At 71.3% G+C, this 19482-nt stretch carries 15 protein-coding genes and 2 pseudogenes; 9 read left to right on the top strand and 8 right to left on the bottom strand.

Annotated features, from left to right (window positions below; genetic code table 11):
• The 4 genes and pseudogenes from BGM09_RS37810 to BGM09_RS18840 all read left to right on the top strand — a co-directional run.
• Positions 1 to 189: pseudogene (locus tag BGM09_RS37810) on the top strand (transcriptional regulator); the annotation flags it as partial.
• A 79-nt stretch (positions 190 to 268) separates the two neighbouring features.
• Positions 269 to 1081 carry an endonuclease III gene (gene nth, locus BGM09_RS18850; protein ID WP_188282802.1) on the top strand — a complete coding sequence of 271 codons (813 nt, stop codon included), beginning with the start codon at positions 269 to 271 and terminating at the stop codon, positions 1079 to 1081.
• On the top strand, positions 1078 to 1836 hold the full coding sequence (locus BGM09_RS18845; protein WP_188282801.1) for an NUDIX hydrolase: 759 nt from the start codon (positions 1078 to 1080) through the stop codon (positions 1834 to 1836). Before nth ends, BGM09_RS18845 begins: the two co-directional genes overlap by 4 nt.
• A gap of 185 nt (positions 1837 to 2021) precedes the next feature.
• Complete coding sequence (locus tag BGM09_RS18840; RefSeq protein WP_188282800.1) at positions 2022 to 3221, top strand: MarP family serine protease; 1200 nt, start codon at positions 2022 to 2024, stop codon at positions 3219 to 3221.
• Positions 3222 to 3278: 57 nt separating this feature from the next.
• Here BGM09_RS18840 and BGM09_RS37805 read toward each other — a convergent pair whose 3' ends face one another.
• The 6 genes from BGM09_RS37805 to BGM09_RS18815 form a co-directional block, all read right to left on the bottom strand.
• Positions 3279 to 3461: a hypothetical protein gene (locus tag BGM09_RS37805; RefSeq protein ID WP_223187240.1), complete on the bottom strand. Its 183-nt coding sequence runs from the start codon at positions 3459 to 3461 to the stop codon at positions 3279 to 3281.
• Between the two features lie 234 nt (positions 3462 to 3695).
• The gene (locus tag BGM09_RS18835; RefSeq protein WP_188282799.1) at positions 3696 to 4721 is read right to left on the bottom strand and encodes an alpha/beta fold hydrolase; all 1026 of its coding nucleotides are present in this window, start codon (positions 4719 to 4721) and stop codon (positions 3696 to 3698) included.
• A gap of 13 nt (positions 4722 to 4734) precedes the next feature.
• Positions 4735 to 5298, bottom strand: coding sequence for a phage holin family protein (locus BGM09_RS18830; RefSeq protein ID WP_188282798.1), 564 nt, complete (start codon positions 5296 to 5298; stop codon positions 4735 to 4737).
• A 44-nt stretch (positions 5299 to 5342) separates the two neighbouring features.
• Positions 5343 to 6734: a Na+/H+ antiporter NhaA gene (gene nhaA / locus BGM09_RS18825; RefSeq protein WP_188282797.1), complete on the bottom strand. Its 1392-nt coding sequence runs from the start codon at positions 6732 to 6734 to the stop codon at positions 5343 to 5345.
• A gap of 250 nt (positions 6735 to 6984) precedes the next feature.
• Complete coding sequence (gene acs, locus BGM09_RS18820; protein ID WP_188282796.1) at positions 6985 to 8943, bottom strand: acetate--CoA ligase; 1959 nt, start codon at positions 8941 to 8943, stop codon at positions 6985 to 6987.
• Between the two features lie 87 nt (positions 8944 to 9030).
• Positions 9031 to 11259, bottom strand: coding sequence for a bifunctional SulP family inorganic anion transporter/carbonic anhydrase (locus tag BGM09_RS18815; protein WP_188282795.1), 2229 nt, complete (start codon positions 11257 to 11259; stop codon positions 9031 to 9033).
• Between the two features lie 242 nt (positions 11260 to 11501).
• Here BGM09_RS18815 and BGM09_RS18810 point away from each other — a divergent pair, with 242 nt between their 5' ends.
• Positions 11502 to 12821 (top strand): hypothetical protein, encoded by a 1320-nt coding sequence (locus BGM09_RS18810; RefSeq protein ID WP_188282794.1) that lies wholly within the window; start codon positions 11502 to 11504, stop codon positions 12819 to 12821.
• Here BGM09_RS18810 and BGM09_RS18805 read toward each other — a convergent pair.
• Positions 12802 to 13884: an ATP-binding protein gene (locus BGM09_RS18805; protein ID WP_188282793.1), complete on the bottom strand. Its 1083-nt coding sequence runs from the start codon at positions 13882 to 13884 to the stop codon at positions 12802 to 12804. The genes BGM09_RS18810 and BGM09_RS18805 overlap by 20 nt on opposite strands.
• Before the next feature lie 272 nt (positions 13885 to 14156).
• On the opposite strand from BGM09_RS18805, the gene BGM09_RS18800 reads away from it, so the two are divergent.
• On the top strand, positions 14157 to 15014 hold the full coding sequence (locus BGM09_RS18800) for an oxidoreductase (protein ID WP_188282792.1): 858 nt from the start codon (positions 14157 to 14159) through the stop codon (positions 15012 to 15014).
• Positions 15015 to 15340: 326 nt separating this feature from the next.
• On the opposite strand, the gene BGM09_RS18795 is transcribed toward BGM09_RS18800, so the two are convergent.
• Positions 15341 to 16186: an HAD family hydrolase gene (locus tag BGM09_RS18795; protein WP_188282803.1), complete on the bottom strand. Its 846-nt coding sequence runs from the start codon at positions 16184 to 16186 to the stop codon at positions 15341 to 15343.
• Positions 16187 to 16624: 438 nt separating this feature from the next.
• Here BGM09_RS18795 and ssd point away from each other — a divergent pair, with 438 nt between their 5' ends.
• The 3 genes and pseudogenes from ssd to BGM09_RS18780 all read left to right on the top strand — a co-directional run.
• Positions 16625 to 17734 (top strand): septum site-determining protein Ssd, encoded by a 1110-nt coding sequence (gene ssd, locus BGM09_RS18790; protein ID WP_188282791.1) that lies wholly within the window; start codon positions 16625 to 16627, stop codon positions 17732 to 17734.
• Positions 17731 to 18885, top strand: coding sequence for a TadA family conjugal transfer-associated ATPase (locus tag BGM09_RS18785; protein ID WP_188282790.1), 1155 nt, complete (start codon positions 17731 to 17733; stop codon positions 18883 to 18885). The genes ssd and BGM09_RS18785 overlap by 4 nt, the downstream gene beginning before the upstream one ends.
• A gap of 142 nt (positions 18886 to 19027) precedes the next feature.
• Positions 19028 to 19482, top strand: a pseudogene (locus BGM09_RS18780) (hypothetical protein); the annotation flags it as partial.

The raw sequence follows: 19482 nt of genomic DNA, 5'->3' as shown, positions 1-19482 counted from the left end.
CCCGCCGACACCTCGCGGATCGTCACCGGCTCGCACGCCGCCGGGCCCGCGCGGGAGACGCCGCGGGACACGCCGCAGGGCGCGGCGACGGGTGCTGCGGGGGAACGCCCGGGGGTTCGCCCTGGACCGGGGGACGACCTCCCGCACGCGTCCGGTACGGCCGGTGACGGCGCGCCCCGCCGCCCCTGAGCCGCCGGTCCTGGGCCCGCGACACCGCGCCACGATCGTTGTGGCGCCCTGTGTCGGCGGCGGCCCGTAGGCTGGCGGCATGGCGACGAGTGGTGCGGTGGTCAAGAAGATCAAGAAGGCGAAGGTCGCGCAGACGCATGCGGGACTGGTACGGCAGGCGCGGCGGATCAACCGCGAGCTGGCGGAGGTTTATCCGTACGCGCATCCAGAGCTGGACTTCGAGAATCCCTTCCAGCTCCTGGTCGCCACGGTGCTGTCCGCGCAGACCACGGACCTGCGGGTGAACCAGACGACGCCCGCGCTGTTCGCGAAGTACCCGACGCCCGAGGACATGGCGGTGGCCGACCCCGAGACGCTGGAGCAGATCCTGCGCCCGACCGGCTTCTTCCGCGCCAAGGCGAAGTCCGTGCAGGGGCTCTCGGTGGCGCTGCGGGACCGGTTCGACGGTGAGGTGCCCGGCCGTCTCGAAGACCTGGTGACCCTGCCGGGCGTCGGCCGCAAGACGGCCAACGTCGTACTCGGCAACGCCTTCGGCGTCCCCGGCATCACGGTGGACACCCACTTCGGCCGCCTCGCCCGCCGCTTCGGCTGGACCGGGTCGCAGGACCCGGAGAAGGTCGAGGAGGACGTCGCCGGGCTCTTCCCGAAATCGGACTGGACGATGCTGTCGCACCGCGTCGTCTTCCACGGCCGCCGTATCTGCCACGCCCGCAAGCCCGCCTGCGGCGCCTGCCCGATCGCCCCGCTCTGCCCGGCCTACGGCGAGGGCGAGACGGACCCGGAGAAGGCCGAGAAGCTGCTCAAGTACGAGAAGGGCGGCGCCCCCGGACAGCGCCTGAAGCCCCCGCCGGACTACCCGGGTCAGCCCGCGCCCCCGCTGGCGGCCTCATGACCCGCGCGCGGGGGGCGGGCACCGGAGCGGACGCGGGTGCCGGTACAGGCGCGGGAGCCGGCTTCGGACCGGGCACGGCCGCCGGTACGGGAGCGGGCGCCGCCGTCGAGATCAGCGCCGCCGGGCTGCCGCGGTGGCTCGAACCGGTGGCCGACGCCGTCGCCGGCGTCCGGCCGGAACAGCTCAGCAGCTTTCTGCCGCCCGAAGGCGGCGGGCGGCAGTCCGCCGTCCTGATCCTGTTCGGGGACGGCGACCGGGGCCCCGAGATGCTGCTCATCGAGCGGTCGAGGGCGCTGCGTTCGCACGCGGGCCAGCCCTCCTTCCCCGGCGGCGCCCTCGACCCCGAGGACGGCGACCCGGACGGCGACGGGCCGGTGCGCGCCGCGCTGCGCGAGGCCGAGGAGGAGACCGGCCTCGACCCGACGGGCGTCCAGGTCTTCGGCGTACTGCCGCGGCTCTACATCCCGGTCAGCGGCTTCGTCGTGACCCCCGTGCTCGGCTGGTGGCGCAGGCCCACTCCGGTCGGCGTGGTCGACCCGGCCGAGACCGCCCGCGTCTTCCGGGTGCCTGTGGCCGATCTCACCGACCCCGCCAACCGCGCGACCCTGACCCACCCCAGCGGCTTCCTCGGCCCGGCCTTCCTGGTCGAAGGCGCGCTCGTCTGGGGTTTCACCGCGGGACTGATCGACAGGATCGTCCAGTTCGCGGGCTGGGAGCGGCCCTGGGACCGCGACCGCAAGGTGCCGCTCGCCTAGGGCGTGACAGCGTCGTGCCGCGCCCTGCGGGGCTCGTACGGCCGGTATCCGGGGCGGGTGCCGGGGCGTCTTCGGGGGATGTCAGGGGCGTGTTCGGTCCCACGGCGCCGGTCATCGGCCGTACCGCGCAGGTCACCTGGGCCGTACGGTGCCGTCGGGCGGGGCGGCCATGAGACCGTGTCCAGGTGAACGTGCTGGACTTTCTGCTCATCCTCGCCGCCGTCTGGTTCGCCGTGGTCGGTTACCGGCAGGGCTTCGTCGTCGGAGTCATGTCGGTGGTCGGCTTCCTCGGCGGCGGTCTCGCCGCGATCTACCTGCTGCCGCTGTTCTGGGACAAGGCGACGGACCACTCCTCGCCGGGCTCGGTCGCGGTGATCACCGCTGTGGTGGTCGTCATCGTGTGCGCGTCGGTGGGGCAGGCGTTCACCACGCACCTGGGCAACAAGCTCAGGACCCGGATCACGTGGTCGCCCGCCCGCGCCGTCGACGCGGGCGGCGGCGCGCTGGTCAATGTGCTCGCCATGCTCCTGGTGGCCTGGCTGATCGGCAGCGCGCTGGCCACCACCGCGCTGCCGACGATAGGCCGCGAGGTGCGCTCGTCCAAGGTGCTGCTCGGCGTCTCCAGGGTGGTGCCGCAGGAAGCCGACACCTGGTTCACCGACTTCAGCTCCACCCTCGCGCAGAACGGCCTGCCGCAGGTCTTCGGGCCCTTCGGCTCCGAGCCGATCACCTCGGTGCCCCCTCCCGACCCGAACCTCGTGCACAGCGCCGTCGTCACCGACGCCCGCCGCAGCATCGTCAAGATCGTCGGCACCGCGTCGGGCTGCGGGAAGGTCCTCGAAGGGTCCGGCTTCGTCTTCGCCAAGGACCGCGTGATGACCAACGCGCACGTCGTCGGCGGCGTCTCCGAGCCCACCGTGCAGATCGGCGGCAAGGGCCGCCTGTACGACGCCCGCGTGGTCCTCTACGACTGGCAGCGCGACATCGCCGTCCTGGACGTGCCGCATCTGAACGCGCCGGCGCTCACGTTCACCAGCGGCGACGTACAGTCCCGCGACGACGCCATCGTGGCCGGTTTCCCGGAGAACGGCGCCTTCGACGTACGCGCCGCCCGCGTCCGCGGCCGTATCGAGGCCAACGGCCCGGACATCTACCACCGCGGCACGGTCCACCGCGACGTCTACTCGCTGTACGCGACCGTCCGCCAGGGCAACTCCGGCGGCCCGCTGCTCACCACGAACGGGCAGGTGGCGGGCGTCGTCTTCGCCAAGTCACTCGACGACTCGAACACCGGTTACGCGCTCACCGCCGACGAGGTCCGCCCGGACATCGCGGCGGGCACGGCGGCGAGCCAGCAGGTCGACACGGAGAACTGCGCGCTGTGAGGTGACCGACGGCCGGCCCGGCGTATCTGTCGGCCGGGCCGTCCGTCGGCCGGGCGGTCACTGCGCCCTGGCGTGCCGCAGCCGGGCGCCGACCCAGCGGGCCCGGCGCCGCAGGATGCGCGGGATTCCGATCTGGGGCTCCCCCGGCGGGAGTACGGCCAAGGGCGCCCCGCTGTTGACGGAGACGGAAGTGTTACGGCGATTGCGTGATACGTCACGGTAGTCGTGCGTCCAACCCATACGAAGCTAAGTGCCCGCAGCCCTTGGTCGGTAATCGCCCTTCGGTCGTCCGGTTGGCCTATGCGTCCGGCATTTTGCGGATCATATGACCGACACGCGGACGCCTGATGCGTACGGGGCGGGCGCGGTGGCAGGGGGACGCCTGACGGCGGGTCAGAGCTTCGCTGAGGGTAAGTCAGTTACGGCGCGAGGCCGTGCGGAGGCGGTGGCTTGGGCCCGTCAGGAGCGTACGGCTCAGCGGTCCGGCTCCGGGTCCTTCAGCCAGTTGATCAGCTCGGTCGAGAACGCGGCCGGGTCCTCCTCGTGCGGGAAGTGCCCCAGGCCGTCGAAGAGCCGCCAGCGGTACGGCGCCTCGACGTACTCCCCGCTGCCCGCCGCGCTGCGGCTGCGGATCGCCGGGTCGAGCGAGCCGTGCAGGTGCAGCGTCGGCACCCGGACCGGCCGCTTCATCCGCCGGTTGAACTGGATGCCGTCGGGCCGCGCCATCGACCGCACCATCCAGCGGTACGGCTCGACCGCGCAATGTGCCGTCGACGGGATCTGCATCGCGCGCCGGTAGACGTCCACGGCCTCGTCGTCCGGCAGCCGCGGCCCCGACCACTGGTGGATCAGCCGGCCGACCAACTCCGCGTCGTCCGCCACCAGGTGACGCTCGGGCAGCCAGGGCGACTGGAAGCCCCAGATGTAGGCGCCCGACTTGCTCTGCCGCAGATCGGTCAGCATGGCGTTGCGCCAGCGGCGCGGGTGCGGCATCGACTCGACCGCGAGACGGCGTACGAGCTTGGGCCGCATCGTCGCGGCCGTCCACGCCAGGTAGCCGCCGAGGTCGTGACCGACCAGCGCGGCGTCCGGCTCGCCCAGCGACCGGATCACCCCGGTGACGTCGAGCGCGAGGTTGCCCGCGTCGTAACCGCGCGGCGTACGGTCGCTGCCGCCCACCCCGCGCAGGTCCATCGCCACCGCGCGGAAACCGGCCTCGGCGAGTGCGGGCAGTTGGTGCCGCCAGGTCCACCAGAACTGCGGGAAGCCGTGCAGCAGGAGGACGAGCGGGCCGTCGCCCATCTCGGCGATGTGGAAGCGGGCGCCGTTCGCGGCCACGTCACGGTGGGTCCACGGCCCTTCGAGGCGGGGGACGGAACCGCCGCCCGCACCTGACGGCCCGGTTACCGGCGCGTTCCCCGAGCCGTTCCCCGACTCTTTTCCCGGACCGCTTCCGCTGTCGTTTCCCGTGGCCCTGCCCGACCTGCCGACGACCCTCATGGTGGAGAGAGTGTCACATCTTCAGGTCGGGTGCTCTGGTCGAACCGGTCATCGAATCCGGCACGGCGTCGGACACCGAATCCCGTACGACGCCCCGTCCCGCGTCCCTGTCCGCGCGGGGCAGCGCGGGTTTGGCGGCGGCCTTGTCCAGACTCGTGGCCGTGTCCAGCGGACGCGGGTGCGGCTTCGCGTTCTTCATCACCGCGGCGGTCTGCTTGGCCGACTCGATGGAGCGCTCCGGCTTCTTCACCTTCTTGAACCGGCCGTACGCGACCAGGCCGAGGAGCGCGGCGATCAGCACGTACGCCCCGGCGACGATCAGGAACGACCACCCCAGGGTGATCCCGAGCGCGTGGATGCCGTACGCGGCGGCCATGCTGAACATCGGCATGGCGAAGAAGGCCAGCGTCAGGGCGACACCGATCGCGCCGCTACCGAACAGCGCCCGCTTCACGTCCTGCCGCAGTTCCACCTTGACGAGGGCGATCTCGTCGTGCACCAGGGCGGAGACATCCGCCGTGGCGGAGGCGAACAACTGGCCGAGGCTGCGCCCGTCGTCGTCGTGGGCTGCGCTCATTGCGTCCTCCGTCGTCAATCGTTGTCGTTCCGTCAGATCATGCCTCAGCCGGAGTCATCCGCGCCGTCGCCCCCGGCCAGACGGGCGAGCCTGCGGTGTTCCGCGGCCTTCCGTTCCAGGATCTCGGCCATCCGCAGGTGGTAGGCGGGCTGGTCCTGCTCGTACACGTCGGGGATGCCGTCGCCGTCCTCGTCGCGCTCCTCCTCGTCGTACATGGCGCGGTATTTGTTGTTCCGCAGTTTCAGCAGGATCGTCGCCAGCACCGCGGAGAGCAGCGAGCCCACCAGGACGGCGGCCTTCGCCTCGTCGGCGAGCAGCGCGTCGTCCTTGAAGGCCAGTTCGCCGATCAGCAGGGAGACGGTGAAGCCGATTCCGGCGAGCGAGGCGACCGCCAGGACGTCGGGCCATTTGAGGTCGGCGTTGAGTCGTGCGCGGGTGAAGCGGGCCGCCAGCCAGGTGCCGCCGAACACGCCGACGATTTTTCCGACCACCAGTCCGATCAGCACACCGAGCGTCTCGGGCTTGGTGAACACATCCCGCAGCGAGCCGCCCGAGACCGCGACCCCGGCGGAGAACAGTGCGAACAGCGGTACGGCAAGGCCCGCCGAGATCGGCCGCACCAGGTGCTCGATGTGCTCGCCGGGAGATTCGCGCTCACCCTCGCGCCTGGTGCAGCGCAACATCAGGCCCATAGCGACGCCCGCGATGGTGGCGTGCACGCCGCTGTTGTACATCAGGCCCCAGATCACCAGCGCCAGCGGCACGTACACGTACCAGCCGCGTACTCCCGAGCGCAGCAGCAGCCAGAAAACCACCAGTCCGGCCGCCGCTCCGCCGAGCGCGGCGTAGTTGATCGAGGAGGTGAAGAAGACGGCGATGATCAGGATCGCGAAGAGGTCGTCGACGACGGCGAGGGTGAGCAGGAAGGCGCGCAGCGCGGCGGGCAGGGCGGTGCCGATGACGGCGAGGACCGCGAGCGCGAAGGCGATGTCGGTGGCGGTGGGGACGGCCCAGCCCTTGAGGGAGCCGCCGCCGGTGGCGCTGACGACGGTGTAGAAGATCGCGGGGACCGCCATGCCGCACACGGCCGCGATCACCGGGAGCGCGGCGGCCGAGGGGGTGCGCAGCTCGCCCGCCACCAGTTCGCGCTTCAGCTCGATGCCTGCCACGAAGAAGAAGACGGCGAGCAGGCCGTCCGCCGCCCAGTGCGCGACGGACAGGTCGAGGCCGAGCGCGGAGACGCCGAAGTGGAAGCCGCTGACGCTCTCGTAGCTGTGATGCAGGGTGTTCGCCCAGATCAGCGCCCCGACGGCGGCCACCAGGAGCAGGACTCCGCCGACGGTCTCCGCGCGCAGCGCGTCCAGGACGAAGGTGCGTTCCGGGAGCGGCAGCCGTCCGAGGACGGTGTCGGCGCGACGGCGCGGTTGCTCAGCCACGCGGGTACTCGGTCATGGGGGCGGCCTCCTGGGCGGGTGCGGCTGGCTGCGGACACAGGTGTCCCGTGTGCCGACCAGACTTCCCGGCGCGCCCTTAAGTTTTGTCGCGATCCTGCCGCGATGTGTCGTCAGCCTAACCCGAACGTGTGAGGGGCGCCCCGGCGGTTGCCGGGGCGCCCCTCATGGGAGTGGTCGCGTGGGTGTGGTGGTGCGGTATGTGGTCGCGCGGGGTGTGGTGGGGTCGGGGGTGTCAGTCCTCGCTGGGCGCGCTCGGCAGCTTGCTCTGGATGAGGTCCATCACCGTGGAGTCGGTGAGGGTGGTGACGTCGCCCAGTTCGCGGTTCTCCGCGACGTCGCGCAGCAGGCGGCGCATGATCTTGCCGGAGCGGGTCTTGGGCAGCTCGTTGACGATGAGGACCCGCTTGGGCTTGGCGATCGGGCCGAGCGTTTTGCCGACGTGGTCGCGCAGCGCGCCCGCCAGGTCCGCGCTGTCCTCCGCGGTGCCGCGCAGGATGACGAACGCGACGATGGCCTGCCCGGTGGTGGCGTCGGCGGCGCCGACGACGGCGGACTCGGCGACCTTCGGGTGCGAGACCAGCGCCGACTCGACCTCGGTGGTGGAGATGTTGTGGCCCGAGACGAGCATGACGTCGTCGACCCGGCCGAGCAGCCAGATGTCGCCGTCGTCGTCCTTCTTGGCGCCGTCGCCCGCGAAGTAGCGGCCGGGGAAACGGGACCAGTAGGTGTCGATGTAGCGCTGGTCGTCGCCCCAGATGGTGCGGAGCATCGACGGCCACGGCTCGGTGAGGACGAGGTAGCCGCCGGAGCCGTCCGGTACCTCGTTGGCCTCGTCGTCCACCACGGTCGCGGCGATGCCGGGCAGCGCGCGCTGCGCGGAGCCGGGCTTGGTCTCGGTGACGCCGGGCAGCGGGGAGATCATCATGGCGCCGGTCTCGGTCTGCCACCAGGTGTCCACGATCGGGGTCCTGCCGCCGCCGATGTGCTCGCGGTACCAGACCCACGCCTCGGGGTTGATCGGCTCGCCGACGCTGCCCAGGACGCGCAGGCTCGTCAGGTCGAACTTCGCGGGGATGTCGTCGCCCCACTTCATGAACGTACGGATCGCGGTGGGCGCGGTGTAGAGCAGCGTGACGCCGTACTTCTGCACGATCTCCCAGAACCGGCCCTGGTGCGGGGTGTCCGGCGTGCCCTCGTAGATCACCTGGGTGGCGCCGTTGGAGAGCGGGCCGTAGACGATGTACGAGTGGCCGGTGACCCAGCCGATGTCGGCGGTGCACCAGTAGACGTCGGTCTCCGGCTTGAGGTCGAAGACCGCGTGGTGGGTGTAGCTGGCCTGGGTGAGGTAGCCGCCCGAGGTGTGCAGGATGCCCTTGGGCTTACCGGTGGTGCCCGAGGTGTAGAGGATGAACAGCGGGTGCTCGGCGTCGAAGGGCTGCGCGGTGTGCTCCGCGGACTGGCGCTCGGTGATCTCGTGCCACCACACGTCCCGGCCCTCGGTCCACTCCACCTCCTGGCCGGTGCGGCGCACCACCAGGACGTTGGTGACCTGCGGGGAGCGCGAGACGGCGTCGTCGATGGCGGGCTTGAGCGCGGACGGCTTGCCGCGCCGGTAGCCGCCGTCGGAGGTGATGACGAGCTTGGCGTCGGCGTCGGCGATCCGGGACGCGACGGCGTCGGCGGAGAAGCCGCCGAAGACCACCGAGTGCGCGGCGCCGATCCGGGCGCAGGCCAGCATCGCGATGACGGCCTCGGGGATCATCGGCAGGTAGACCGCGACCCGGTCGCCCTTCTCGACGCCCAGCTCGGTCAGCGCGTTGGCGGCGCGGGAGACCTCGTCCTTCAGCTCCGCGTAGGTGATGCTGCGGCTGTCGCCGGGCTCCCCCTCGAAGTGGATGGCGACCCGGTCACCGTTCCCGGCCTCCACATGGCGGTCGACGCAGTTGTACGCGACATTCAGCTCACCGTCGGCGAACCACTTCGCGAACGGCGGGTTCGACCAGTCCAGGGTCTGCGTGGGCTCGGTGGCCCAGGTCAGACGGCGGGCCTGCTCGGCCCAGAACCCCAGCCGGTCGGCCGCCGCCTGCTCGTACGCGTCCGCCGTGACATTGGCGGACGCCGCCAGTTCGGCCGGGGGAGCGAACCGCCGCTCCTCCTTCAGCAGGTTGGCCAGGCTCTCTTTGCTGCTCACGCCAGCTCCTTGTCAGGGTGTCCCACATGTCCCAGCACTACCTCACCAGTCCTGGGCCACCCTGACAATAGCTACCCGAAAAATGGTTTAGACCTTTGCGGCCTCCCGGGCGGTGTCCGGTGCGGCGTCAGGCCCCACCGCCGCGAACACACTCGTCGAACCGTCCAGGATGTACGCCTGCGCCTCCGCGACATGGAAGTACATGCCGTGCAGGTGGAGCGTGCCCTCGCTGACCCGACGGGCCACGCAGGGGTGCGCCATCAGGTGCTCGAGCTGCTGCATCACATTGACCAGGCTCAGCCTTTCGAGGTCGTCGGCGACCGGCCGGTCCGCGAGCGCCACCTCGCCGCGGCCGAGTCTGCCGATCCGGCCGAGCCGCGCCAGGCTCGGGCGGCCGTGCCGCAGCCACCGGGCCAGCGGCGTCTGCGCACCCGGCTCGTGGCCGGAGCCCAGCAGCGCCTGCATCGCGCCGCAGCCGGAGTGTCCGCACACCGTGATGCTGGAGACCTGGAGCACGTCCACCGCGTACTCGACGGCGGCGGCCACCGAGTCGCAGGAGGCGTCGGAGCCGGGCGGCGGCATCAGATTGCCCACATTGCGCACCGTGAAGAGGTCACCGGGACCGCTTGAGGTGATCATGCTGGTGACCAGCCTGGAGTCCGCGCAGGTGAGGAAGAGCTGGCCGGGCCGCTGTCCCTCGCGGGCCAGCCGCGCCAGCTCCTCGCGGACCAGCGGCGCGGTGTTGCGCTGGAAGGCGCTGACACCGCCGAGCAGTTGACCGCCGCTGGTGGCGGGCACGGTGCCGGAGCGGGTGCAGTGGTGGTTGCGCCACGGCGTCCAGGGGCGGCAGGCGTGCGCGCTCACCGGTTCGCTGACGGTCCGTCCGACCGCGTCGCCGAGCGTCGCGTGTCCGCCGCGCGACCGGTGCCTGGCACACCAGGCGTTCAGCGCCTCGTAGGCCGCGTGGTCCATGAAGGAGCCGTCCAGCTCCACCACCGCGTTGGCCCCGTCGGGGACCTGGGCGAAGGCCCGGGTCAGCCGGGGCACCGCCAGGAACGTCAACTGGCCGGTGACCCGCACCCGGTGGCACTCCGGCTCCTTGGTGACGGTGACCCGCGTGTGGGTCAGGCGGCGCAGCGACAGGCACAGCGCGACCACGATCCCCACGATCACGCCCTGAAGCACACCGAACAGCACCACGGAGCCGAGCGTGGCCGCGTACACCGGGAATTCGCGGTGCCGCTGGACGTGTCTGATGTGGGCGAAGCTCACCATGCGGATGCCGACCAGCATCACCAGGGCGGCGAGCGCGGCCAGCGGGATCAGCTCCAGCGCCCAGGAGGCGAGCCCGGCGCAGAGCAGCACCCACACGCCGTGCATCACGGTGGCGCGGCGCGTCACGGCGCCCGCTTCGACGTTGGCCGAGCCGCGGATCGCGCCGCCTGCGATAGGGAGTCCGCCGAGCAGGCCCGATACGACGTTGGCCGTGCCCTGGCCGAGCAGTTCGCGGTCGAGCTTGGCCGGTGGGGCGTGCGGTCCCGGACGCCGGCCCTGGAGGGTGTCGATGGCGACCGCGGACAGCAGCGACTCCATGCTCGCGACCAGGGTGACGGTGAGCACGGCGGCGACCACCCCGAGGACCGGCCCCGAGGGCAGGGCGGGCAGCACGGGCGCGCTCCACGCGGGCAGGTTCACCCGCGGCAGCGACAGTCCCGCGCTCACGGCGGTGGCCAGTACGACCGCGGCCAGCGGCGCGGGGATCGCACCGAGCAGCCGTCCCGCCCTGCCTCTCAGCCGCCGCCAGCCGAGCAGTACGGCCACGGTGATCGCGCCGATGGCGGGCGTGGTCGGGTTGGTGACCGCCAACTGGCCGGGAAGCGCGGTGATGTTGGCGAGAGCGGAGCTCTGCGGGCTGCCGCCGAGGACCACATGGAGCTGGCCGAGGGCGATGACCGTACCGATGCCCGCGAGCATCCCGTGGACGATGGCGGGGCTGACCGCGAGCGCGGATCTGGCCACCCGCGCCATGCCGAGCAGGAGCTGCGCGAGTCCCGCGAGCACGGTGATGGCGCAGGTGCTGCGCCAGCCGTAGCGGTGGACGAGATCGGCGGTGACCACGACCAGGCTGGTCGCGGCGCCGCTGACCTGGAGGGGCGCCCCGCCGAGCAGTCCGGCGACGATGCCGCCGACGACCGCGGCGACGAGGCCGGACTGGAGGGGCGCCCCGGTCGCCAGCGCGAGGCCGAGCGACAGCGGGACGGCGATCAGGAAGACCGTGATCGAAGCGGACAGATCGGACCGGTGGATTCTCTGCATATTTCCCGTCTCCTTCGGTGGACGGCGGGACGTGATTGCGGAGCGTTATCGCTCGCTACTCTCAAGCGCCAGTAAATGGAGAGTAATCGACTGACTGCGGAGAGTGAAGTCCAGAGGTCTGATCGGGGCTTTATTTACTGCTATCGAGTGAATTGGCAGATAAACGGCCAGGTCGTTGCGGTCACGACAAGGTCGCATGTCACTTTTTGGTCAAATCCCTTTTTCTGTGATGTGAGGTACGAATGCACTCCCTGCGCAAGGCACCGGCGCTACTCGCCGTAGCCGCGCTGGCCGTGGGCGCGGTCGCGTGCTCCGCCGGCGGCTCGGGCTCCGGCTCCGGATCAGCCGCCGGGTCCGGCCCCGGCACCGCCCCGGCCGTCGGCCGCGCCGAGCCCGGCAACGCGGGCACCCACCCCGAAGCCGCGGCGCCCCACACCGTCCGGCTCATCGGCGACGGCTCAACCGCCGACACCGGCCCGCAGCCCCATCAGCCGGTCTTCGCGCGCCTCAAGCCGGGGGAGCGACCGCCGCAGCTCGTCGTGTTCTCCTGGGACGGCGCGGGCGAGGACAGCCAGAAACTCTTCTCGCACTTCCGCGAGGTCGGCGAGCGCTACAACGCGGCGATGACGTACTTCCTCAGCGGCGTCTACCTGCTGCCCGGCGACCACAAGGACGTCTACGCCCCGCCCAAGCACCCGCGCGGTGCCTCCGACATCGGCTTCAACGACCGCAAGGGCATCACCGACACCCTGCGCGAACTACGCCTCGCCTGGCAGAACGGCAGCGAGATCGGCACCCACTTCAACGGCCATTTCTGCGGTCCCAACGGCGGCGTCGGCACCTGGTCGAGCGACGAGTGGTCCAGTGAGATCCAGCAGGCCGAGGGCTTCGTGAAGAACTGGAAGACCAACTCCGGCCTCACCACACTCGACCCGCTGCCCTTCGACTACAGCAAGGAACTGGTCGGCGGGCGCGCCCCGTGCCTGGAGGGCCAGCACAATCTCATCCCGGCCGCCAAGGCCGCGGGCTTCCGCTACGACGCCAGCTCGATCGGCGGCCGGCAGACCTGGCCCTCGAAGATCGACGGCGTCTGGGACTTCCCGCTCCAGGACATCCCGGTGCCGGGGCGCGCCTTCGAGACGCTCTCCATGGACTACAACTTCCTCGCCAACCAGTCGGGCACCGTGCACGGCGACCCCGCCAAACAGGCCGCCTGGGGCAAGCAGATGCACGACGGACTGGCCGCCGCCTTTGAGCGCGCCTACAACGGCAACCGCGCCCCGCTCTTCATCGGCGACCACTTCGAGTCCTGGAACGGCGGCGTCTACATGAAGGCCGTCGAGGACACCGTCAAGGAGGTCTGCGGCAAGGAAGGCGTGCGCTGCGTCAGCTTCAAGCAGGTCGCGGACTGGATGGACGCGCAGGACCCCGCGGTCCTCGCGCGGCTGCGGACGCTGGACGTCGGCCAGGCGCCCAAGGACGGCTGGAACACCTTCATGGGCGGAGCGCCCGCCGCCGCGACGGCGGGCGGTCCCGAGCGGATCAGGCCGGCTGTGCGCTAGCGGCCGCCGCAGGGCGGGGCAACCGCTCCCGCCGCTCGTGCTGTTCCCGTTCGCCGAGTACGAAGTCGGGGTCGACCTGCGCCGCCAGGTCGGCGCCCGTCTTCGCGTTTCCCCAGCTCTCCGCGTTCTTGAGGTGGAAGTGCACCATCTGCTGGGTGTAGCGCGCCCAGTCCCTGCGCTCGTACGTGGCGTCCGCCCGCTCGTGCAGTGTGCGCAGCGCGCGGCGGTTGTCCTCTTCCAGCCGCGCGAACCGCGGCGGCCTGCCCTTCTCCATCGCGCGCACCCAGTCCGAGTGCCCGACGGTGACCAGCAGGTCGTCGCCGACCTCGGCGCGCAGGAAGGCCAGGTCGTCCGCGTCCCGCACCTTGTTGCCGACGACCGCGAGATCGACGCCGAAGTCGCGGGCGTACTCCTTGTACTGGCGGTAGACGGCCACACCCTTGCGGGTCGGCTCGGCGACCAGGAACGTCATGTCGAAGCGGGTGAACATCCCGGAGGCGAAGGAGTCGCTGCCCGCCGTCATGTCCACGACCAGGTATTCGTCGCGGCCGTCCACCAGGTGGTTCAGGCAGAGTTCGACCGCGCCGACCTTGGAGTGGTAGCAGGCGACGCCGAGATCGGACTCGTTGAAGGGGCCGGTGACCATCAGCCGCGCGGTGTCGTCCCCGGCGCTCTCGGCATCCGAGGTGTCCCGGTCGTCGTGGCCTCCGTGGCCTCCGTCCAGGTGCACGGTGCGGGCGCAGGCCGCGTAGACGGGGTTGTCCTCGACCAGCCGCAGCAGCCGGGACCCGCGGCCGGGCGGGGTGGTCTTGATCATGGTCTCGGCGGAGCCGATCCGGGGGTTGGCGCCGCGCAGGTACTCCTTGATCTCCGGCAGGTGCGCGCCGAGCGCGGGCAGCGCGGCGGCGTCGTCCTCCGCCAGCCCGAGCGCCGGGCCGAGGTGCTGGTTGATGTCCGCGTCGATCGCGACGACCGGTACGCGGGAGGCGGCGAGATGGCGGATGAAGAGGGAGGACAGCGTGGTCTTGCCGCTGCCGCCCTTCCCGACGAAAGCGATCTTCATGTTCGCCAAGCGTAGTGGCACCGATACGGATCGTGAGCGTTTGGAGTGGGGAAGGCCACTCTTTCGGGGTCGTTCCGCGGGTTGGGGGGTGACTGAGGGTTGTCCCGTCATCCGCGGTGGATCAGCGTGCGGCGTCAGATGCGGTGCATCGCAAGGCGGAGGGTCGTCCTCATACCGGGTTGTATTAGGACGAGCCCGACAACGCCGCGAGGTGCCGTAGCTGTCGTCGCACGCCCGCCGGGGACTACGGGACAGCCCTTAGGGTCGGAACCATGGCTACGAACGCTGATCCCGCTCCCGCCGCCGGTCGGACGGACCCGATGGCTGTCCTCGGCGCGCTGCCGGGCGTACCCGAATCGGTGGACGCCGTACGGCAGGCGGTGGACAAGGTCTACGGGCACCGGGTGATGCGGCGCCGGTCCACCGAGGTCACATCGGAGGCGGCGCTGCGCGGTGCCCGCGGGTCCGCGGCGCTGGCCGGCGCCGACTGGCCGCTGGAGGAGGTGCGCAGGCGCAGCGACTTCTCGGCCGACGAGCAGGCGCGTACGGTCGGCGCGGCGCTGCGGCTGACCGCCGAGGCCGGTCAACTGCTCAGTATCTGGCGCCAGTCGCCCGTGCAGGCGCTCGCCCGGCTGCATCTGGTGGCGGCGGGCGGAGTGGTGGACGAGCCGACGGTCGGCCGCCCGCGGCTGGCGGGGGAGCCGGTGGACGAGCCGCTGGTCGAGATCGCCGAGATCCCGCTGCCTGATCCCGCCGAGGTCGCCGCCCGGCTGGACGGTCTGACCGGCCTGCTGCGGGCGGGCACCGACGCGCCCGCGCTGGTCGTCGGCGCGGTCGTGCACGGCGAATTGCTGTGCCTTCGGCCCTTCGGCTCCTTCAATGGGCCGCTCGCGCGAGCCGCCGAGCGGATCGTGCTGGTCGGCAGCGGTCTCGACCCGAAGTCGATCTGTCCGGCCGAGGTCGGTCACGCGGAGCTGGGCCGGGCCGGTTATCTCAAGGCGCTGGAGGGATACGCGTCCGGTACTCCGGAAGGCATGGTCCAGTGGATCGGCCATTGCGGGCGGGCACTGGAACTCGGGGTCCGCGAAAGCGTCGCGGTGTGCGAAGCACTTCAGCGGGGCGCCGCCTGAGCGGTCGACGCCGGATGTGTGGTGGCTGAAAAGAGATGCGGCGGCACCTTGTGGTGCCGCCGCTGCCATGTCCGTCAAGTTACCAGTGCGTGCACGGTAATTGCCGATCAGGCCGGGATCTTCGCCCGTCACCTGGTGCGGCTGGCCCGATAAGCGGGTCGGCTCCGCGTGGGTGCCTGACTTCCATGCTCGGTCCGTGGGGCCTGGTGCTGTGAACTGCGGTCTTCCTCTCGGAACTCCGTGGTCTCGCGGGCCGCTACGTCCTTTGTACCGCTGTGGGAGGCGCAGGGGAACCCCTCGCCCGACTTCTTTACTTTTGGGATCAATCAGGACATAAGGGCGGGCCGACGGCGTCGGGACGCCAGCCACACCAGCCCGGCCGTCGCAGCCGCCGCGCCCACGGCAGCCGCCGCGAGCACCGGCCGGGGCGGCATCGACAGCGACGGAATCCGCTGATTCAGCCGCACGGGACGGCTGAAAGTCAGCACTGGCCAGTCGCGTGAGACGGCCTCCTTGCGCAGCGCCCGGTCGGGATTGACCGCGTACGGATGACCGACCGACTCCAGCATCGGGATGTCGGTCACCGAATCGCTGTACGCGAAGGACCGCTCCAGGTCGTAGCCCTCCGACTTCGCCAGCTCGGCGATGGCGTCCGCTTTTGCGGGACCGTAGACGTAGTGCTCGATCTCCCCGTTGTACGCGCCGTCCTCCACGACCATCCGTGTGGCTACGACATGGTCGGCACCCAGCATCGCGCCGATCGGCTGGACCACCTCGGACCCGGAGGCGCTGACGATCACCACGTCGCGGCCCGCGGCGTGGTGCTCCTCGATGAGCGAGGCCGCCTCGTCGTAGATGATCGGGTCGATCAGGTCATGCAGCGTCTCCGCCACGATCTCCCGCACCTGCTGGACATTCCAGCCCCGGCACAGCTCGGAGAGGTATTTGCGCATACCTTCCATCTGGTCGTGATCCGCGCCACCGACCAAGTACACGAACTGGGCATATGCGGTACGCAATACCGCACGTCTGTTGATGAGACCGCCCTGGTAGAAGGAGCGCCCGAAGGCGAGCGTGCTGGACTTGGCGATCACGGTCTTGTCGAGATCGAAGAACGCCGCGGTGCGCGGTGGCAGGTGGTTTTCCACGTGACGAGCATAGGCAACCACCATTCGGCGTAAGCTCGGGCGTGTGGGTTTGCCTGAGAAGGGCTTCGGGTACACCATGGAAGTCACGGATCGTTCGCGACCGTGCTAACCCGGTCTGGCTCCTCCCCCCCGAGTCGGACCGTGGGGACGACCCCCGCTCTCCCCCCCGGCGGGGGTCGTCGCATGTCCGGATGCCTTTTCCCGGTTCTCGCGACGTCCTTCCACTCGCATCCTCATGTCGTTCCCCCTCGTGTGCGTCACGGCTGTGATGCGTACGACGTGTGACGGTCCGTAATCGTTGCCAGGCGTCGGCGAACTCACCCGTGAGAGTGGCGGAGTTATCCACAATCGCTGAGTTGTCCACAGATTCCGACCAAGATCATCTCAATTCTCCTGTCTGCCCCAACCTGATCACAGGCGATGCACACCGGTGCTCGCGTCAGAAGCGACGGGGGACAGGAAATGACGGGATCGACGACACCCGACCAGCGGCCGACCGCCATCGAAGGGCCGGGCGGCCCGCTGATCGTCACCGAGGACGAAACGCTCCTCGACGACCTGCTGCGGCTGTGCGCCGCGGCCGGTACGGAACCGGAAGTGGTCTTCACCGCGCCCCCGCGTGCGACGAGTTGGGACACCGCGCCCCTCGTCCTGGTCGGCGCCGAGGCCACCTCCCGAGTCCAGGACACCGTCCGCCGCAAGGGAGTTCTGGTTGTCGGGCGTGATCTGCACGACCACGACGTGTGGCGCAGAGCCGTCGCGATCGGCGCCGACCACGTCCTCTTCCTGCCCGACGCCGAGACCTGGCTGGTCGACCGCATCGCCGACATCGCCGAAGGCGTGAGCGAACCCGCCCTGACCGTAGGGGTGGTGGGCGGCCGGGGCGGCGCGGGCGCCAGTACGTTGGCCTGCGCGCTCGCCGTCACCGCGGCCGGTACGGGCAGGCGCACCATGCTCATCGACGGCGATCCGCTCGGCGGTGGCCTCGACATCCTGCTCGGCGCCGAACGCGTCGGCGGCCTGCGCTGGCCCGACCTCGCCGACTCACGGGGCCGCGTCAACAGCGGGGCACTGGAGGAATCCCTGCCCAGGCTCGACGCGTTGAGCGTCCTGAGCTGGGACCGCGGCGACTCCGTGCTCATCCCGCCGCAGGCCATGCGGTCGGTACTCGGCGCCGCGCGCCGCCGCGGCGGAGTCGTCGTGGTCGACCTGCCACGGCGCGTGGACGACGCGGTCGCCGAGACCCTCGCTCAGATCGATGTCGGACTCCTCGTCGTCCCCGCAGAGTTGAGGGCGGTCGCCGCGGCCACCCGCGTCGCCGCGGCGGTCGGCATGGTCCTCAAGGACCTGCGCGTCGTCGCCCGCGGCCCCTTTGCCTCCGGCCTCGCCGACGACGAGATCGCCCGTCTCGTCGGTCTGCCGCTGGCGGGCCAACTCCCCCCGGAACCAGGCTTGTCGGACGCCCTGTCCGGCAGCGGACCACCGGGCTCAGCGAGCCGCGGCCCGCTCGCCCGCTTCTGCTCCGCCTTCCTCGCCCAGGCCCAGCCCAGCGGCGGGGGCGTGACGGTATGAACGCCGAACTCCTCGACGCTGTACGGCTGCACCTGGCGGAACACGGCGGCGAACCCACCCCGGCACGCGTGGCCGCGGCGCTGCGCGCCCGCGGACGCCTGCTCGGCGACAGCGAAGTCCTCGACGTGGTCGCGGCCCTGCGGTCCGAACTCGTCGGCGCGGGACCGCTGGAGCCGCTGCTCGCCGACCCCGCCGTCACCGACATCCTCGTCAACGCACCCGATCAGGTGTGGATCGACCGCGGCAGCGGTCTCGAACGCGCCGCCGTCCGCTTCACCGACACCACCGCCGTGCGCAGGCTCGCCCAACGCCTCGCGACCACCGCCGGCCGCCGCTTGGACGACGCCCACCCATGGGTCGACGCCCGACTGCCCGACGGCACCCGACTGCACGCCGTCCTGCCGCCGGTCGTGGTCGGCTCGCCGTGCCTGTCGCTGCGCGTGGTGCGGGCCCGCGCCTTCACCCTCGCCGAACTCGTCACGGCCGGAACCCTCGACACCGAGACCGCCCGGCTGCTGCGCGCGGTCCTCGACGCCCGGCTGTCGTTCATGATCAGCGGCGGCACCGGGTCGGGCAAGACCACACTCCTGAGCTGCCTGCTCGGCCTCGTCGACCCCGCGGCCCGCATCGTCCTGGCCGAGGACTCCGCCGAGTTGCGTCCCGACCACCCGCACGTCGTCCGCCTGGAGACCCGCCCGGCCAACCAGGAGGGCGCGGGACACGTCACCCTGCGGGACCTCGTCCGCCAGGCGCTGCGCATGCGCCCCGACCGGCTCGTGGTCGGCGAGGTCCGCGGCGCCGAGGTCACCGACCTCCTGAGCGCGCTGAACACCGGCCACGAGGGCGGCTGCGGCACCGTCCACGCCAACGCCGCCGCCGACGTCCCCGCCCGCCTCGAAGCCCTCGGCTCCACCGCGGGCCTGGACCGGGCCGCTCTGCACAGCCAGTTGGCCGCCGCACTCGCCGTCGTCATCCACCTCGTCCGCGACAGCTCGGGACTGCGCCGCCTCGCCGAGATCCACGTGCTCAAGCGGGGCTCCGACGGCCTCGTCGCCACCCTGCCCGCCCTGCTCCGCGACAGCCGCGGCCACCACGAACGCGGCCCCGGCTGGGACCGGTTGGCAGCGCTGTGCTCGGTGGGTGCGTCATGAGTGCCCTGGTCTCTCCACCTTCGGTCATGCGGGCTGCCGCCCGGCGTGCTGTGCTGGCGGTCGCGGGGTTTTGCTGGCGCACCTCGGATCCCCGTGGCCTGGGCCGCGAGCCGGCGGTCGGACATCGCCGGGCAGGTGCGTCATGAGCGCGGTGACCTTTCAGCCCTCAGTCGGGTGGGCCGCTGCCCTCTGCGCTGCCTTGGCCCTCCTCGTCACGCGATGGCGCACCTCCGATCCCCGCCGCCGGGCGCGCGATCTGCTCCTCGGACCACGACCCGAAGAGGTGGGTGAGGCCGAGCGGGGGCCGGTCACCGGTGAGGAGCGGGCGAATGCGCTGGCGCGGCTGAGGAAGGCGGGGGAGACGGCTCGCCGCGAGTGGGCGGCCCGGCTTGCGCGCTGGCGCGACGGACGGACGCCGGGCCGTCGCCGGGCGTGGGAGCCGCTGCGGATCGCCGCACGGTTCGTCGGTCGGCGAGGCCGGGTCGGGCCCGAGGCTGTGTGCCTGCCGGTGGGCGGCGGGCTCGGCTTGCTGACGGGATCGGTACTGCCGGTGGTCGCGGGCGCCGTGGCGGTGCCGCTGGTGGGGCGGGCGTTGCG

Source organism: Streptomyces sp. CBMA29 (assembly GCF_014596445.1).
Classification (GTDB): Bacteria; Actinomycetota; Actinomycetes; order Streptomycetales; family Streptomycetaceae; genus Actinacidiphila.
Note: the sequence above shows the minus strand (reverse complement) of the source record. Positions and strands in the feature narration are given on the sequence as shown.